This is a genomic window from Serratia sp. NA_13 (genome assembly GCF_052691735.1).
Genome location: NZ_JBQZFV010000015.1, coordinates 1 through 14,201, shown reverse-complemented (window position 1 = coordinate 14,201; position 14,201 = coordinate 1). Strand labels below are relative to the sequence as shown.

The following is a 14,201-nucleotide window of genomic DNA, read 5'->3' as shown; positions in this document are numbered from 1 at the left end:
CATGTCTAAAACTTTATATCAGAAATTATACGATGCCCACGTGGTCTACTCAGCGCCGGAAGAAACCCCGCTGTTGTATATCGATCGCCACCTGGTACACGAAGTGACTTCACCGCAGGCCTTCGACGGTCTGCGCGCCATGGGCCGAAAAGTGCGTCAGCCGGGCAAGACTTTTGCCACCATGGACCACAACGTCTCTACCCAAACCAAAGACATCAACGCCAGCGGCGAGATGGCACGCATTCAGATGCAGGAACTGATCAAGAACTGCGAAGAGTTTGGCGTATTGCTGTATGACCTGAACCACCCGTACCAAGGCATCGTGCACGTGATCGGTCCGGAACAGGGCATGACGCTGCCGGGTATGACCATCGTCTGCGGCGACTCCCACACCGCGACTCACGGGGCTTTCGGTTCGCTGGCGTTTGGTATCGGCACCTCCGAAGTGGAGCACGTGTTGGCGACCCAAACCCTGAAGCAGGGCCGCGCCAAGACCATGAAAATTGAAGTAACCGGCGACGCGGCCGATGGCATCACCGCCAAAGACATCGTGTTGGCAGTGATCGGCAAAACCGGCAGTGCCGGCGGCACCGGCCACGTAGTGGAATTCTGTGGCAAGGCCATTCAGGCGTTGAGCATGGAAGGGCGTATGACGCTGTGCAATATGGCGATCGAAATGGGTGCCAAAGCCGGGTTGGTTGCGCCGGACGACACCACATTTGATTACCTGAAGGGCCGTCAGTTTGCCCCCACCGGCGACAACTGGGAACAGGCCGTTGCCTCCTGGCGCACGCTGAAATCCGATGACGATGCCAAATTCGATACCGTTGTCACCCTGCGCGCGGAAGACATCGCGCCACAGGTGACCTGGGGCACCAACCCTGGGCAGGTTATCGCCGTCAACCAGACCATCCCCGCCCCTGAGTCGTTCAGCGATCCGGGAGAGCGTGCCTCGGCCGAAAAAGCCCTGGCCTATATGGATCTGAAACCGGGCATCAAACTGACAGAGGTACCGATCGATAAAGTCTTCATCGGTTCCTGCACCAACTCACGCATTGAAGACTTACGTGCAGCGGCGGCCATCGCCAAAGGCCGCAAGGTTGCCAGCGGTGTTCAGGCCATCGTGGTGCCAGGCTCCGGCCCGGTAAAAGCGCAGGCGGAAGCCGAAGGCCTGGATAAAATCTTTATCGATGCCGGTTTTGAATGGCGCCTGCCGGGCTGTTCGATGTGTCTGGCGATGAACAATGACCGCCTGAACCCCGGCGAACGCTGTGCCTCCACCAGCAACCGTAACTTTGAAGGGCGTCAGGGCCGCGGTGGGCGTACTCACCTGGTCAGCCCAGCAATGGCCGCAGCGGCTGCTATTGCCGGTCATTTCGCCGATATCCGTGATATTCACTAAGGAAGGCTACCGTGGCTAAATTTACTCAACATACTGGTTTAGTGGTGCCTTTGGATGCGGCGAACGTCGATACCGATGCCATTATTCCAAAACAGTTTTTGCAGAAGGTGACGCGCACCGGTTTTGGTAAACACCTGTTTAACGACTGGCGTTTTCTGGACGATGCCGGCCAGCAGCCAAACCCGGAGTTTGTACTGAACAAACCACGCTACAAAGGTGCCAGCATTTTGCTGGCCCGTGAAAACTTCGGCTGCGGCTCATCACGCGAGCACGCGCCCTGGGCGCTGACCGACTACGGCTTTAGAGTGGTGATTGCCCCCAGCTTTGCCGATATCTTCTACGGCAACTCACTCAACAACCAGCTGCTGCCGGTTAAGCTGAACGAACAGGATGTGGAAACGCTGTTCCAGCTGGTAGCTGGCAATGAAGGCATTGAATTTGAAGTTGATTTGGAAAACCAGACGGTCAAGGCCGGTGGCAAAAGCTATCCGTTCGAGATCGACAGCTTCCGCCGCCACTGCATGATTAACGGGCTGGACAGTATCGGCCTGACGCTGCAGCACGAAGCGGATATTTCCCGCTACGAGGCGCAGCAGCCCGCGTTTCTGAACTAATCATCTTCTAATACCCTAAATAATTGGAGCTGTGGCAAGGCGGCAAGTTTGTGACAAATCGGTCGGGAACCGATTTGAACAGCGCTTGCGCTGGCCTGAAGGGTGAGCCTCAGGGACGAGGCTCATAATCCCCCGGAGCTTGGCTAACCCAAGTGACGGGGGTGCACTTACGCAGCCAACACGGCGGCAGCTTCAAGTATGACGGGGATTACCAGTACCCCAGCCACTTCCACCATGCCCCGCCAATCAATATCCAAATCAGCAGGTTGACCACGCTCATCACAAAACCGGCTTTCCACCACTCACCCAAGGTCGCATAGCCGGAGCCAAAGACAATCGGTGCCGTGCCGGTACCATAGTGGGTCAGCGACATCATCAGCGAGGAAGAGAATGCCAGAATCAGGCCCAGCAACGCAGGCGGAGCACCGAGTGCAATCCCTGCGGCAAAGAACGCGGCAAACATGGCGGTGACGTGCGCAGTGGTGCTGGCGAAGAAGTAATGCGAATACAGATAGATGAGGGTCAGCAGGATAGTGCCGCCAACCCAACTCATCCCCATATGATCAATCCCACTGCCCACGGTTTGTGACAGCCAGCCGATCAACCCCAACTTGCCGAGGAAGCTGGCCATCATCACCAGCGCGGAGAACCACACCACCGTGTCCCAGGCTCCCTTGTGTTTGAGTACATCTTCCCAGCTCAACACCCCGGTCGCCAGCAGCACCGCCAACCCAATCAGCGCCGCCGTGGTTGGGTTGACCGCCAGCGCCGGGCCGAAGAACATCGCCGGAATACCGGCCCACAGCACCAGCAGCAGAGCAAACACCGCCAGAGTGATTTTCTCCGGCAGCGTTACCGGCCCCAGGGCCTGGAGCTTTTCACGGGCGAAACGCGGCGCGTCCGGGGTGCTTTTCACCTCCGGCGGATAGATTAGGTAAATCACCAATGGCATGACAATCAATGAGCACAATCCCGGCACCAGTGCCGCCACCGCCCACATTGACCAGGACAGCTCGAAGTTGCCATGGGTACCCTTGGCAATCAGGCTGACGATCAATGGGTTCGGCGCGGTAGCAGTGATAAACATCGCCGAAGTGATCGGGTTGATATTGTAATTTACCAGCGACAGATAGCGACCAATCTTGCCGGAGGTATTGAGCTCGGGTTTGGAGCCGAAGCTGTCGGCAATCGACTTCATGATTGGATGGATAATCCCGCCGCCACGCGCGGTGTTACTTGGGGTCACCGGCGCCAGTGTGGTTTCCGCCAGCGTCAATGCATAGGCGATCCCCAGCGTCTTTTTACCGAACAGCGAGATAAAGTAATAACCGATACGCGCCCCCAGCCCGGTTTTGTTCAGGCTGAGTGAGATCATGATCGAAAAACCAATCAGCCAGATCAACTGGTTGGAAAATCCGCTGAGCGCATCATTGAGCGCAGCACCGGGTTTGCCGGGGTTGGTGACGCCGGTTACCGCCACCAGCGCGATCGCCACTACCGAAACAGCACCGATAGGCATGGCTTTACCGATGATGGCGATGATAGTACCGATAAACAGCGCCAGCAGATGCCAGGCATTGGGGTCCACGCCTTCGGGAACGGGGATCACAAACCAGATAAGCAAAGCGGCGACGACGGCACACAGAGAAGGGACGGACTTGAGCGGCGTTAGTTTATCCATAACATACCCACTTTTCTAAACGGATCGGCATCTTGGCTGCAAGATGGGCGGGAACGCGCTCATCGCGTTCCGGGTCCGTTCAGTTTGGGGGACTGGCGTAATGTTCTCAATGACATGCGTCAAGGATGGTGACGTTTAAGCTCACACTTCCCGCACGCGGGCACTCATCCACAGCGCCGCTACCGCCAGCAGAGTCGCCAACCAGTAAACCGCATAGTGCCCTAGGTTCTCCACCAGCGCCCCCTGCAGCACCCCGGCCAGGATCACCCCGGTGGAAATACTGTTGGTAAACAGCGTGGTTGCCGCGCCCGGTCGCCCCGGCATCAGGTCCTGGAAATAGAGCATGCCAATACCGGCGATGATGCCAATAAATATGGCGTTGAACAGCTGTAGCACCATCAGCGCCAGCTTAAATTTAAACACCACCAATCCGGCATAAAACAGGATACCGGCCACCACGGCAAACAGCATCATATTGCGCTTGCCGAACTTTTTTACGTAATAACCCGCCAGCAACATCGCCGGGATCTCCAGCCCGGCGGCCGTGCCCATCAGCAGCCCGGCAAGGTTTTCCGGCAGACCCAGATCGGCGGTGATATACAGCGGCATATCGATGATATACATGGTATTGCAGGTCCACATCAGCATCGAGGCAATAAACAAACGACGTACATCACGGTTGCGCCAGGTGCTGACGGGGGCAATCGGAGCCGAAGCAGTAGCGTTCAACGCCGTACTACTCTGCTCCGCACGTGGCACCGAAGGCAGGGTAAACCACACCAGCAATGCACAAATCGCGAAGGTCGCAGCGGCAATCATGAACATCACGGTAAATCCGTAGTTCAGCGCCAGCGTAAACGACAGCGGCGGGCCAATCACCCAGGCCAGCGACAGCTGCGCACGCATCACCGAGCTGAACATCACCACTTCGCGCGCCGAACTGTCGGCATATTCTCGTGCCAGCGCAAAAATCTGCGGCATCGCGGTATTGGCAATCGCCGACAGCAAGACCCCGGCGGTGATCAGCGTCAGGTAGTCACGGTTAAAGGCAAACAGCAGGCAGTTACCAACCGCCATCAGGCAGCACAGCAAAATCAATTTACGTCGATCGCCGCGCGTATCCGAACGCTTGGCCAACAGGAAACTGACCGCAATGCCGACAATTGCGTTAACGGTATAAAACAGACCAACCCACAGCGGCCGCACCTTAACCTCTGTGGTCAGGAACAGGCTCAGCGTCGGCGCCAAAAGCGCGCCGGCAATGCCGGAAAGAAAGGCAATCAGCAGGAATGCGGCAAAGACTGGATTAAAGCGGCGTGGCAGCCAGCGCTGACGTTTCATCTCTTCGTTCCTGACCCTAAAGCGGAAGACAGAACCTTAGGCTACGGTGACAAAATTGCAAGAACATCCCCGCGGCCGAGAATAAAAAAACCAGTGGGTATGACCCCACTGGCTGGTGAACAACACCATTACTCAGAAACCTTTTCTACCTGAGCCTCACAGGTGCTCACGGTATTGCTTATCCGTCATGGAGTGGATGTCCCACTGGGTCAGATGGGCCAGCATCTCCAGCCGCACCTGTTCAGGCACCAGCTTCAACCAATCGGCCCGCTGGCGACGTACCGCGCTGAAATAGCGCTGATAGAACTGTTTTGACAAGAAAACTTTCATCCGTCGCCCTCCCCCCTTTCATTGAGGAAAATTATCGGCGTAATATAGGGAAAGATAAATTGATGGGTTGATGCCGGAGCGTTCCTCTTTTATGTCCACCTCCAGATTGCAACTGCAGTTCATTCGCCTGTGGCAGCGCTGCCACGGCGAGCCGACCGAAACCACCCTGCAGGAGCTGGCCGAAGTGCTCAGCTGTTCGCGCCGCCATGTGCGTTCGCTACTGGGTGCCATGCAGCACCAGGGCTGGTTAACCTGGCAGGCCGAGTCCGGGCGCGGCAAGCGTTCGCGGCTCACCTTTCACTACACCGGTCTGGCACTGCAACAGCAACGGGCGGAGGAATTGCTGGAGCAAGACCATATCGATCAACTGGTGCAACTGGTCGGCGATAAAAACGTCGTGCGCCAGATGTTGTTGTCCCAACTGGGACGCAGCTTTCGTCAGGGGAAACACATCCTGCGGGTGCTCTACTATCGCCAGTTGTATAACCTGCTGCCCGGTTCGGCGCTGCGGCGCTCGGAAACCCATCTGGCACGGCAGATTTTCAGCGGCCTGACGCGCATAAATGAGGAAAACGGGGAACTGGAGTCTGACCTTTCGCATCATTGGCAGGCTTTAACCCCGCTGCACTGGCGTTTTTATCTGCGCCCGGCGATTCATTTTCACCATGGGCGCGAGCTGGAAATGGAGGATGTCATCAGTTCGCTCAATCGATTGATGCCGCAGCCGTTGTTTTCCCATATTGAACGCGCGACCTCACCGACGCCTTATGTGATCGACGTGCATCTGCACAGTCCCGATTACTGGCTGCCGTGGCTGCTGGGTAGCGTGCCCGCGATGATCCTGCCGCGCGAATGGCAGAGCCTGCCGGATTTCTCACGCCACCCGGTGGGTACCGGGCCATATAGCGTGGTACGCAACCACCGCAGCCAGATGACAATCCACGCCTTTGACGATTACTTTGGCTACCGCGCGCTGATCGATGAGGTGAATATCTGGGTACTGCCGGAAGTGACCGAAGAACTGGTGCATTCCGGCGTCCAGTTGCAGGCCGACGACACGGGTAAAAACGAACTGGAAAGCCGGCTGGAAGAAGGCTGTTATTTCCTGCTGTTCGATCAGCGTTCGCCTCTGGCGGCCGATCCGGCCATTCGCAGTTGGCTATGCGAGTTGATCAACCCTATTGCGCTGCTGAGCAATGCCGGACCGGTTTATCAACGCTATTGGTCACCGGCCTACGGCCTTCTGCCGCGCTGGCATCACAACCGCGCACTGGCGCAACTACCCAAACCTGACGGGCTGGCCGAACTGACGCTGACTTACTACAGCGAGCACTCGGAGTTCCACGCCATTCAGTTGGCGATCGAACCCCTGCTGGCGCAGCAGGGAATCAAGCTGAAGATACAAGTCGTGGATTACGACACCTGGCATAAAGGCGAAGCCAGCAGCGATCTGTGGCTCGGCAGCGCCAACTTCTATCTGCCGCTGGAGTTCTCGCTGTTCGCCACCCTGTATGAACTGCCGTTGATGCAGCACTGTATGAATGAAGATCTCGCTGAGGACGCCGCACTGTGGCGCGCCAATAGCCTGCCGCTGGCCGATTTTTGCCAGCGCCTGGTCAGCCATCATCAGTTACACCCGCTGTTCCACCACTGGTTGCAACTGCATGGCCAGCGCAGCATGCGCGGCGTGCGGATGAATACCCTGGGCTGGTTTGATTTTAAATCTGCCTGGTTTGCGCCGCCGGAAGCAGAAGCGCCTTTCACCGACGCCCGTTAGTCTTTACAATGGCGCCGTCTCAACGGGGTGCAAAAAAACGATTTATTGCTGAGATATACCCAAAATAATTGGAGTTGCAGGTAGGCGGCAACCGAACGAATCCCCAAGAACATATAATTCCTATGTGACTAGGGTGAGAGTGAAGCCAACACCGCTACAACTTCAAGTATGAAGGGGATAAACCCGTCGAACCTGATCCGGTCAATACCGGCGGAGGGATTTGAGCCCAGCGAACCGGCAGCCGCCGCTCGCCCCCTCAGATACCCTTGCCCCCCTAAATTTTCAGGAGTGCAAAGTGGTTAAGAAAAACCTGCCCTTATTACTGTTGTTGTGCGCTGCACCGGTGTTCGCCAAACCGGTGCTGACGGTCTACACCTATGACTCCTTCGCTGCCGACTGGGGCCCTGGCCCAGCGGTAAAAAAAGCCTTTGAAGCCCAGTGCGACTGTGAGCTGAAGTTTGTTGCGCTGGAAGACGGCGTTTCGCTGCTTAACCGCCTGCGCATGGAAGGAAAAAACAGCGCCGCCGACGTGGTGTTGGGGCTGGACAACAATTTGCTGCAGGCCGCGCAACAAACCGGTTTATTCGAGCCGAGCAACGTCGACAGCACCAAGCTGAGCGTCCCCGGTGGCTGGCAGGATAAAACCTTCGTGCCTTATGACTACGGCTATTTTGCCTTCGTTTACAACAAAGAAAAGCTGAAGAACCCACCCAAAAGCCTGCAGGAACTGGTCGACAGTAACCAGAACTGGAAGGTGATTTACGAAGATCCGCGTACCAGCACGCCGGGCCTCGGCCTGCTGTTGTTGATGCAGAAAGTCTATGGCGACAAGGCCACCGAAGCCTGGCAAAAGCTGGCGAAGAAAACCGTTACCGTGACCAAAGGCTGGAGTGAAGCCTACGGTCTGTTCCTGAAAGGCGAAGGCGACCTGGTACTCAGCTACACCACCTCTCCGGCCTACCATCTGATTGAAGAGAAGAAAGACAGCTACGCCGCCGCTAACTTCAGCGAAGGCCACTATCTGCAGGTCGAGGTGGCAAGCAAACTCAAGGCCAGCAAACAGCCGGCATTGGCAGAGCGCTTTATGCAATTTATGGTGACCCCGGCGTTCCAGAACAGCATTCCCACCGGCAACTGGATGTATCCGGTGATCAAAACCCAACTGCCGGCCGGGTTTGAGCAAATGACCGTACCGCAGACTGCGTTGCAATACAGCGCTGAAGAAGTGGCCAAACAACGCGGCAACTGGATCCGGGCATGGCAAACCGCCGTCAGCCACTGATCCCACGCAGGCTATGGCCGGGGCTGCTGGCTTCCGGTCTGATCCTGACCATCGCCGTACTGGCGATGGGTTCGCTGTGGCGACACGCGCCGGAAAGCGACTGGCAGGGTCTGTGGCAGGACAGCTACCTGTGGCATGTGGTGCGTTTCACCTTCTGGCAGGCGTTGCTGTCGGCACTGATCTCGGTGCTGCCCGCTATCCTGCTGGCGCGAGCGCTGTTCCGCCGCCGTTTCCCAGGCCGCCAGTTACTGCTGCGGCTGTGCGCCATGACGCTGGTGCTGCCGGTTCTGGTGGCGGTATTCGGCCTGCTCAGCGTGTATGGCCGACAAGGCTGGCTAGCCGCACTATGCGGTTGGCTCGGCATTAACTACAGTATCTCCCCCTATGGCCTGCAGGGCATTCTGCTGGCGCACATGTTCTTCAACCTGCCGCTAGCGACCCGCCTGCTGTTACAGGCGCTGGAAAACATTCCGGTCGAACAACGCCAACTGGCGGCGCAGCTTGGCATGAACGGGCGACAGCAGTTCCGCTTTGTCGAATGGCCGGCGCTTCGCCGCCAGATCCTGCCGAGCGGCGCGCTGATCTTTATGCTGTGCTTTGCCAGCTTCGCCACCGTGTTGTCGCTGGGCGGCGGGCCGCAGGCCACCACCATCGAACTGGCGATCTATCAGGCGCTCAGCTATGACTACGATCTCAGCCGCGCCGCGCTGCTGGCGCTGATCCAACTGGTCTGCTGCCTGGGGCTGGTGGTGCTCAGCCAGCGGTTAAGCCAGGCACTCCCCGTAGGTAATACTCACGCCCACATCTGGCGTGATCCGGAAGACAGCCTGTGGCGCCGCGTTAGCGATTTTTTGCTGATTGCTGCCGCCCTGCTGCTGCTGTTACCCCCGCTGCTGGCGGTGATTGCCGACGGTGCCAACCAAAGCCTGGTCAGCGTGCTGCAACAACGGGTGCTGTGGCAGGCGTTATTCACCTCGTTACGTATTGCTCTCGGTGCCGGTGCGCTTTGCGTGGTACTGACCATGATGCTGCTGTGGAGCAGCCGTGAGCTGAAGTTGCAACAGCAGCTGAGCTGGGGCCAGCGACTTGAGCTGAGCGGTATGGTGATCCTGGCAATGCCGGGCATCGTGCTGGCGACCGGTTTCTTCCTGCTGTTGAGCGATACCGTCGGGCTGCCGCAGTCGCCGTATGCGCTGGTGATCCTCACCAATGCACTGATGGCGGTGCCCTACGCGCTGAAAGTGCTGGAAAATCCGATGCGTGACCTGGCCGAACGCTACAACCCGCTGTGCCTGTCACTGGATATCCACGGCTGGCAGCGACTGCGGCTGATCGAACTGAAAGCATTGCGCCGCCCACTGGCCCAGGCGCTGGCCTTCGCCTGCGTACTGTCGATTGGCGATTTCGGCGTCGTCGCCCTGTTTGGCAACGAGCACTTCCGCACTCTGCCTTACTACCTGTATCAACAGATCGGTGCCTATCGCAGCAATGATGGCGCGGTCACCGCCCTGTTGTTGCTACTGTTGTGTTTCCTGCTGTTTACCCTGATCGAACGCTTACCGGGCCGCCATGATAGAGCTTGAAAAACTGACCTACCTGTATGAACACCTGCCGATGCGCTTTGACCTGCGCATTGCGCCGGGCGAACGTGTTGCGGTGCTTGGCCCAAGCGGTGCAGGCAAAAGCACGCTGCTCAGCCTGATTGCCGGTTTCCTGCCGGCTGCCAGCGGCAGGTTGCGGCTCGACGGCAGCGATCACACTGCCACGCCACCGGCCAAACGCCCGGTTTCGATGCTGTTTCAGGAAAACAACCTGTTTGCTCACCTGACGGTAGAACAGAATATCGGGCTGGGTCTGGATCCGGGGCTGCGGCTTAATGAGCAGCAAAAGCTGCAGTTGGCACAGATTGCCCGCCAGGTGGGGTTGGAAGAGCATCTGCCGCGTCTGCCGTCTCAGCTCTCTGGTGGCCAGCGCCAGCGTGCCGCACTGGCGCGCTGTCTGATCCGCCAGCGGCCGATCCTGCTGCTCGACGAACCTTTTTCGGCGCTCGACCCGGCATTACGCAATGAGATGCTGCAACTGCTGCAGGAGGTGTGCGACCAACGTAACCTGACGCTGCTGATGGTATCGCACAATCTGGATGACGCCGCGCGTATCGCCCCGCGTACCCTACTGGTGGTCGATGGCCGCATTTTTTACGACGGCCCAACGCAGGCGCTACTGGACGGCAGCGCACCCGAAGCCAGGGTACTGGGCATTTCACACAAACCGTGATCTGCAGCGCGTTTTTTATGCTGCGCAAATAAACCTGTTGTGCGAATTTTGCGCCTGTGGTTTTATAAAATCCTGACTTTTTTACTGATGATAAGGTTCCCTGTGATCGCATCCTCGTTAACTTCGACCCTACTAGTTACCGCGCTACCAGCCGCGGTGATGGTCGTCGTGCGTGTGGTGGTGGTCGTCGGCAATGCGCCGTAGGGTCCGAATCAACGCATCGATTCCCAAACCCCGCCGGCGCAAACCGGGCGGGGTTTTTAGTTTCAGCCCCTGCCCAGAAAAGCGAACCGGCCTTGAGAAAGGATAGGAACATGGCAATTTCGGGCACGCCACAGCAAGACAACAGCTTCACCGGCGCACAGTTGATCGTCCATCTGTTGGAACGTCAGGGTATTACCACCGTTGCCGGCATTCCCGGCGGCGCTGCGCTGCCGCTGTATGACGCACTGAGCCAAAGCCCCCGCATTCATCACGTACTGGCACGCCACGAACAGGGCGCGGGCTTTATGGCACAGGGCATGGCACGCGCCAATGGCAAGGCGGCGGTGTGCATCGCCTCCAGCGGTCCGGGTGCCACCAACCTGATCACCGCCATCGCCGACGCCAAGCTCGATTCCATCCCGCTGGTATGTATCACCGGCCAGGTACCCTCTTCAATGATCGGTACCGACGCCTTCCAGGAAGTTGATACCTACGGCATCTCGATTCCTATCACCAAGCACAACCATTTGGTTCGCGATATCCGTGAACTGCCGCAGGTGATCTGCGACGCGTTCCGTATTGCCGAATCCGGCCGCCCTGGCCCGGTGTGGATCGACGTACCTAAAGACGTGCAAACCGCAGTGATCACTCTGGATGAGTTGCCGCCGATCGCTATTCCCGACGCGGCACCGGCCTTTGAAGGCGCTGCCGTAACCCAGGCCGCTGCGATGATCAACCAGGCCAAACGGCCGGTGCTGTATCTGGGTGGCGGCATCATCTGCGCCAATGCTTACCAACAGGCGATTGAGCTGGCGGAACGCGCCAACCTGCCGACCACCATGACGCTGATGGCGTTAGGTGCGATGCCGGTGCAGCACCCGCTGTCGCTGGGCATGCTGGGGATGCATGCAGCACGCAGCACCAACTTTATTCTGCAAGAGGCCGATCTGCTGATCGTACTGGGCGCCCGCTTTGACGATCGGGCGATTGGCAAAACCGAGCAGTTCTGCCCGAACGCCGCCATCATCCACGTGGATATCGACCGTGCCGAACTGGGCAAGGTAAAACAGGCCAACATTGCCATTCATGCCGACGTTGGCCAGGTATTACAACAGCTGTTACCACAGATTGAGGCACAGCCGCGCAGCGAATGGCTGGACACCGTCAACGGCCTGAAGCGCGAGTTCCCGTTCAACATGCCGGATGCCGAAGATCCGTTGAGTCATTACGGGTTGGTGCTGGCTGCTGCGCGCTGCGTGGACGAAAGCGCCATTATCACCACCGACGTGGGCCAGCATCAGATGTGGGTGGCGCAGGCCTACCCACTGAGCCGTCCGCGTCAGTGGCTGACTTCTGGCGGATTGGGCACCATGGGCTTCGGTCTGCCGGCAGCGATAGGCGCAGCCTTGGCCGAGCCGCAGCGCAAGGTACTGTGCTTCTCCGGTGACGGCAGCCTGATGATGAACATTCAGGAAATGGCCACCGCCGTCGAGCATGATCTGGATGTGAAGATTATCCTGATGAACAACCAGGCGTTGGGGCTGGTGCATCAGCAGCAGACGCTGTTCTACCAGCAGCGCATCTTTGCCGCCGCCTATCCCAAGCGTACCGACTTTATCAAGATTGCCGCCGGTTTCGGGCTGGACACCTGTGATTTGAACGCCGCAGAAGATCCACAAGCCGCGCTGGCCGAGGCGATCCAACGGCCTGGTCCTTGTCTGATCCATGCGCTGATTGATATCAATGAAAAAGTCTTCCCAATGGTGCCGCCGGGTGCCGCCAACATCGACATGATTGGAGAATAAGCCATGTCAGAACAATTCAATAATCCACAGGTGATCCTGGAACTGACGGTACGTAACCATCCCGGCGTGATGTCTCACGTATGCGGTCTGTTTGCCCGCCGCGCCTTCAACGTAGAGGGTATTTTGTGTCTGCCGCTGAAAGACGGCAAACAAAGTCGTATCTGGCTATTGGTGGCGGATGATCAACGGCTGGTGCAGATGATTAGCCAGGTAGAAAAACTCGAAGATGTACTGCAGGTAAAACGCCACAGCGAGGACGTGCGGGTGTTCGAACAGTTGGAAGCATTCTTCCAGTAATGTACAAAGGGGCGTTACGCCCCCTTGTTACTGCCCTGCCAGCACCTTCCAAAGTAAATGCCGGTAAACCGGCATCAGCGGCTGTTGGGACAGGTAATAAAAGGTGCCGATCGCCAGGATCCAGCTCAGCACGCAGGCTATCCGCAGCCGCAGCGGCGACAACAAGTTGCTCAAGCGGTCGGCGCTGCGTTTACCTTCACGCCACCAGCGCCAGCTCAGCCAGGCGGCCAGCCAAATCAGCATCGCCACGGCAAACAACAGCCATTTGAATAAGGCGCTGTTGGCACTGGCAGGAATGTCGATGGCCACGCCGGCCAGAATACCTGGGAAGAAATAGACCGGTGGCCAGGTGATACAGCCGATAATGTTCGGCAATGCGAATTTGTACGGCGGTAAGTCCAGCATCCCGGCCACCATTGGCACCAGCGGACGCGTCGGGCCGATAAAACGACCAATCAGAATGGTCGCCATACTGTGCTGATGGAGCGCATGCTCAGTCTTGTCGAGCATCGCCTTGTTCTTTTTCAGGAACGACCAGCGGTGCAGCGGCCCCTTGAATGCGCGGCCGATAAAGTAGGAGATCCAGTCCCCCAGCAGGCAACCGACGCTCCCCGCCGCCCAGGCATAATAGAAGTCGACCTGACCGCTGCCGATCAGCGCGCCGATGCTGGCCATCATCACCGTACCGGGCAGCAACAGCCCTACCAGCGCCAGTGATTCCAGAAACGCGACGAACATGACGACCATCAGAGTGAAAGCCAAAGACTGGGTAATCAAATGCTGTAAATAGGCTTCCATTAAACCTCTGTTGGTTATCCAAAGCGCGTGGGCGTGGGATTGTCAGGTGCGGCCGGGAACGAGTCAACCGGTGAATTGTATGGTTTTTTGGCAGAACTGTGCGGCAATGGACAATTACTGTATAAAAACCCATACTATACTCATCATACTTTAAGCTGTAGGTACGTTGGCTTTCCCCGTACGCAGCCAACAACGCTGCAGCTTGAAAATAAGGGTATACCCAATGGATTTCACGTTGCAGCTAGGCGGCAAGAAAGAGAATCCCCAGGAGCTTACACCAGTAAGTGACTGGGGTGAACGCACGCAGCCAACAACGCTGCAGCTCGAAAATAAGGGTATACCCAATGGATTTCACGTTGCAGCTAGGTGGCAAGAAAGAGAATCCCCAGGAGCTTA

Annotated in this window: 13 protein-coding genes; 9 read left to right on the top strand and 4 right to left on the bottom strand. The window is 57.6% G+C overall.

Annotation, left to right across the window (positions count from 1 at the left end; all coding sequences use genetic code 11):
- The first annotated feature begins 1 nt into the window (after position 1).
- Positions 2-1,402: a 3-isopropylmalate dehydratase large subunit gene (gene leuC / locus ACUTSU_RS18235; RefSeq protein ID WP_445651369.1), complete on the top strand. Its 1,401-nt coding sequence runs from the start codon at positions 2-4 to the stop codon at positions 1,400-1,402.
- Between the two features lie 11 nt (positions 1,403-1,413).
- Positions 1,414-2,016 (top strand): 3-isopropylmalate dehydratase small subunit, encoded by a 603-nt coding sequence (gene leuD, locus ACUTSU_RS18230; protein ID WP_445651368.1) that lies wholly within the window; start codon positions 1,414-1,416, stop codon positions 2,014-2,016.
- Between the two features lie 208 nt (positions 2,017-2,224).
- Here the strand turns inward: leuD and ACUTSU_RS18225 are convergent, their stop codons facing one another.
- The 3 genes from ACUTSU_RS18225 to sgrT all read right to left on the bottom strand — a co-directional run bounded on the left by ACUTSU_RS18225 (position 2,225) and on the right by sgrT (position 5,368).
- Positions 2,225-3,697, bottom strand: coding sequence for a DASS family sodium-coupled anion symporter (locus ACUTSU_RS18225; protein ID WP_445651367.1), 1,473 nt, complete (start codon positions 3,695-3,697; stop codon positions 2,225-2,227).
- A 141-nt stretch (positions 3,698-3,838) separates the two neighbouring features.
- Positions 3,839-5,038 (bottom strand): sugar efflux transporter, encoded by a 1,200-nt coding sequence (locus ACUTSU_RS18220; protein WP_445654536.1) that lies wholly within the window; start codon positions 5,036-5,038, stop codon positions 3,839-3,841.
- A 156-nt stretch (positions 5,039-5,194) separates the two neighbouring features.
- Entirely contained in the window at positions 5,195-5,368 is a 174-nt protein-coding gene (gene sgrT, locus ACUTSU_RS18215) for a glucose uptake inhibitor SgrT (protein WP_445651365.1), read from the bottom strand.
- 91 nt (positions 5,369-5,459) lie between these two features.
- Here sgrT and sgrR point away from each other — a divergent pair, with 91 nt between their 5' ends.
- From sgrR to ilvN, 7 genes are all read left to right on the top strand, one after another.
- Positions 5,460-7,145, top strand: coding sequence for an HTH-type transcriptional regulator SgrR (gene sgrR, locus ACUTSU_RS18210; RefSeq protein WP_445651364.1), 1,686 nt, complete (start codon positions 5,460-5,462; stop codon positions 7,143-7,145).
- A 295-nt stretch (positions 7,146-7,440) separates the two neighbouring features.
- Positions 7,441-8,427, top strand: coding sequence for a thiamine ABC transporter substrate binding subunit (gene thiB / locus ACUTSU_RS18205; RefSeq protein ID WP_445654535.1), 987 nt, complete (start codon positions 7,441-7,443; stop codon positions 8,425-8,427).
- Positions 8,403-10,010, top strand: a complete 1,608-nt coding sequence (thiP, locus tag ACUTSU_RS18200; RefSeq protein ID WP_445654534.1) for a thiamine/thiamine pyrophosphate ABC transporter permease ThiP — start codon at positions 8,403-8,405, stop codon at positions 10,008-10,010. The genes thiB and thiP overlap by 25 nt, the downstream gene beginning before the upstream one ends.
- Positions 9,997-10,701 carry a thiamine ABC transporter ATP-binding protein ThiQ gene (thiQ, locus tag ACUTSU_RS18195; protein WP_445651361.1) on the top strand — a complete coding sequence of 235 codons (705 nt, stop codon included), beginning with the start codon at positions 9,997-9,999 and terminating at the stop codon, positions 10,699-10,701. The genes thiP and thiQ overlap by 14 nt, the downstream gene beginning before the upstream one ends.
- Positions 10,702-10,788: 87 nt before the next feature.
- Positions 10,789-10,905, top strand: coding sequence for an ilvB operon leader peptide IvbL (gene ivbL / locus ACUTSU_RS18190; protein ID WP_208295193.1), 117 nt, complete (start codon positions 10,789-10,791; stop codon positions 10,903-10,905).
- 110 nt (positions 10,906-11,015) lie between these two features.
- Positions 11,016-12,710 carry an acetolactate synthase large subunit gene (ilvB, locus tag ACUTSU_RS18185; protein WP_445654533.1) on the top strand — a complete coding sequence of 565 codons (1,695 nt, stop codon included), beginning with the start codon at positions 11,016-11,018 and terminating at the stop codon, positions 12,708-12,710.
- A gap of 3 nt (positions 12,711-12,713) precedes the next feature.
- Entirely contained in the window at positions 12,714-13,007 is a 294-nt protein-coding gene (ilvN, locus tag ACUTSU_RS18180; protein ID WP_174354249.1) for an acetolactate synthase small subunit, read from the top strand.
- A gap of 27 nt (positions 13,008-13,034) precedes the next feature.
- Here ilvN and ACUTSU_RS18175 read toward each other — a convergent pair whose 3' ends face one another.
- Entirely contained in the window at positions 13,035-13,805 is a 771-nt protein-coding gene (locus ACUTSU_RS18175; RefSeq protein WP_445651359.1) for a DedA family protein, read from the bottom strand.
- Positions 13,806-14,201: the final 396 nt, after the last annotated feature.

What these genes read in the sequence shown, in the direction of transcription:
- ilvB (WP_445654533.1), top strand. Translation starts at nt 11,016, where the DNA reads ATGGCAATTTCGGGCACGCCACAGCAAGACAACAGCTTCACCGGCGCA.
- leuC (WP_445651369.1), top strand. Translation starts at nt 2, where the DNA reads ATGTCTAAAACTTTATATCAGAAATTATACGATGCCCACGTGGTCTAC.
- ACUTSU_RS18225 (WP_445651367.1), bottom strand. Translation starts at nt 3,697, where the DNA reads ATGGATAAACTAACGCCGCTCAAGTCCGTCCCTTCTCTGTGTGCCGTC.
- sgrT (WP_445651365.1), bottom strand. Translation starts at nt 5,368, where the DNA reads ATGAAAGTTTTCTTGTCAAAACAGTTCTATCAGCGCTATTTCAGCGCG.
- ACUTSU_RS18220 (WP_445654536.1), bottom strand. Translation starts at nt 5,038, where the DNA reads ATGAAACGTCAGCGCTGGCTGCCACGCCGCTTTAATCCAGTCTTTGCC.
- sgrR (WP_445651364.1), top strand. Translation starts at nt 5,460, where the DNA reads ATGTCCACCTCCAGATTGCAACTGCAGTTCATTCGCCTGTGGCAGCGC.
- thiQ (WP_445651361.1), top strand. Translation starts at nt 9,997, where the DNA reads ATGATAGAGCTTGAAAAACTGACCTACCTGTATGAACACCTGCCGATG.
- ACUTSU_RS18175 (WP_445651359.1), bottom strand. Translation starts at nt 13,805, where the DNA reads ATGGAAGCCTATTTACAGCATTTGATTACCCAGTCTTTGGCTTTCACT.
- thiP (WP_445654534.1), top strand. Translation starts at nt 8,403, where the DNA reads ATGGCAAACCGCCGTCAGCCACTGATCCCACGCAGGCTATGGCCGGGG.
- ivbL (WP_208295193.1), top strand. Translation starts at nt 10,789, where the DNA reads ATGATAAGGTTCCCTGTGATCGCATCCTCGTTAACTTCGACCCTACTA.
- ilvN (WP_174354249.1), top strand. Translation starts at nt 12,714, where the DNA reads ATGTCAGAACAATTCAATAATCCACAGGTGATCCTGGAACTGACGGTA.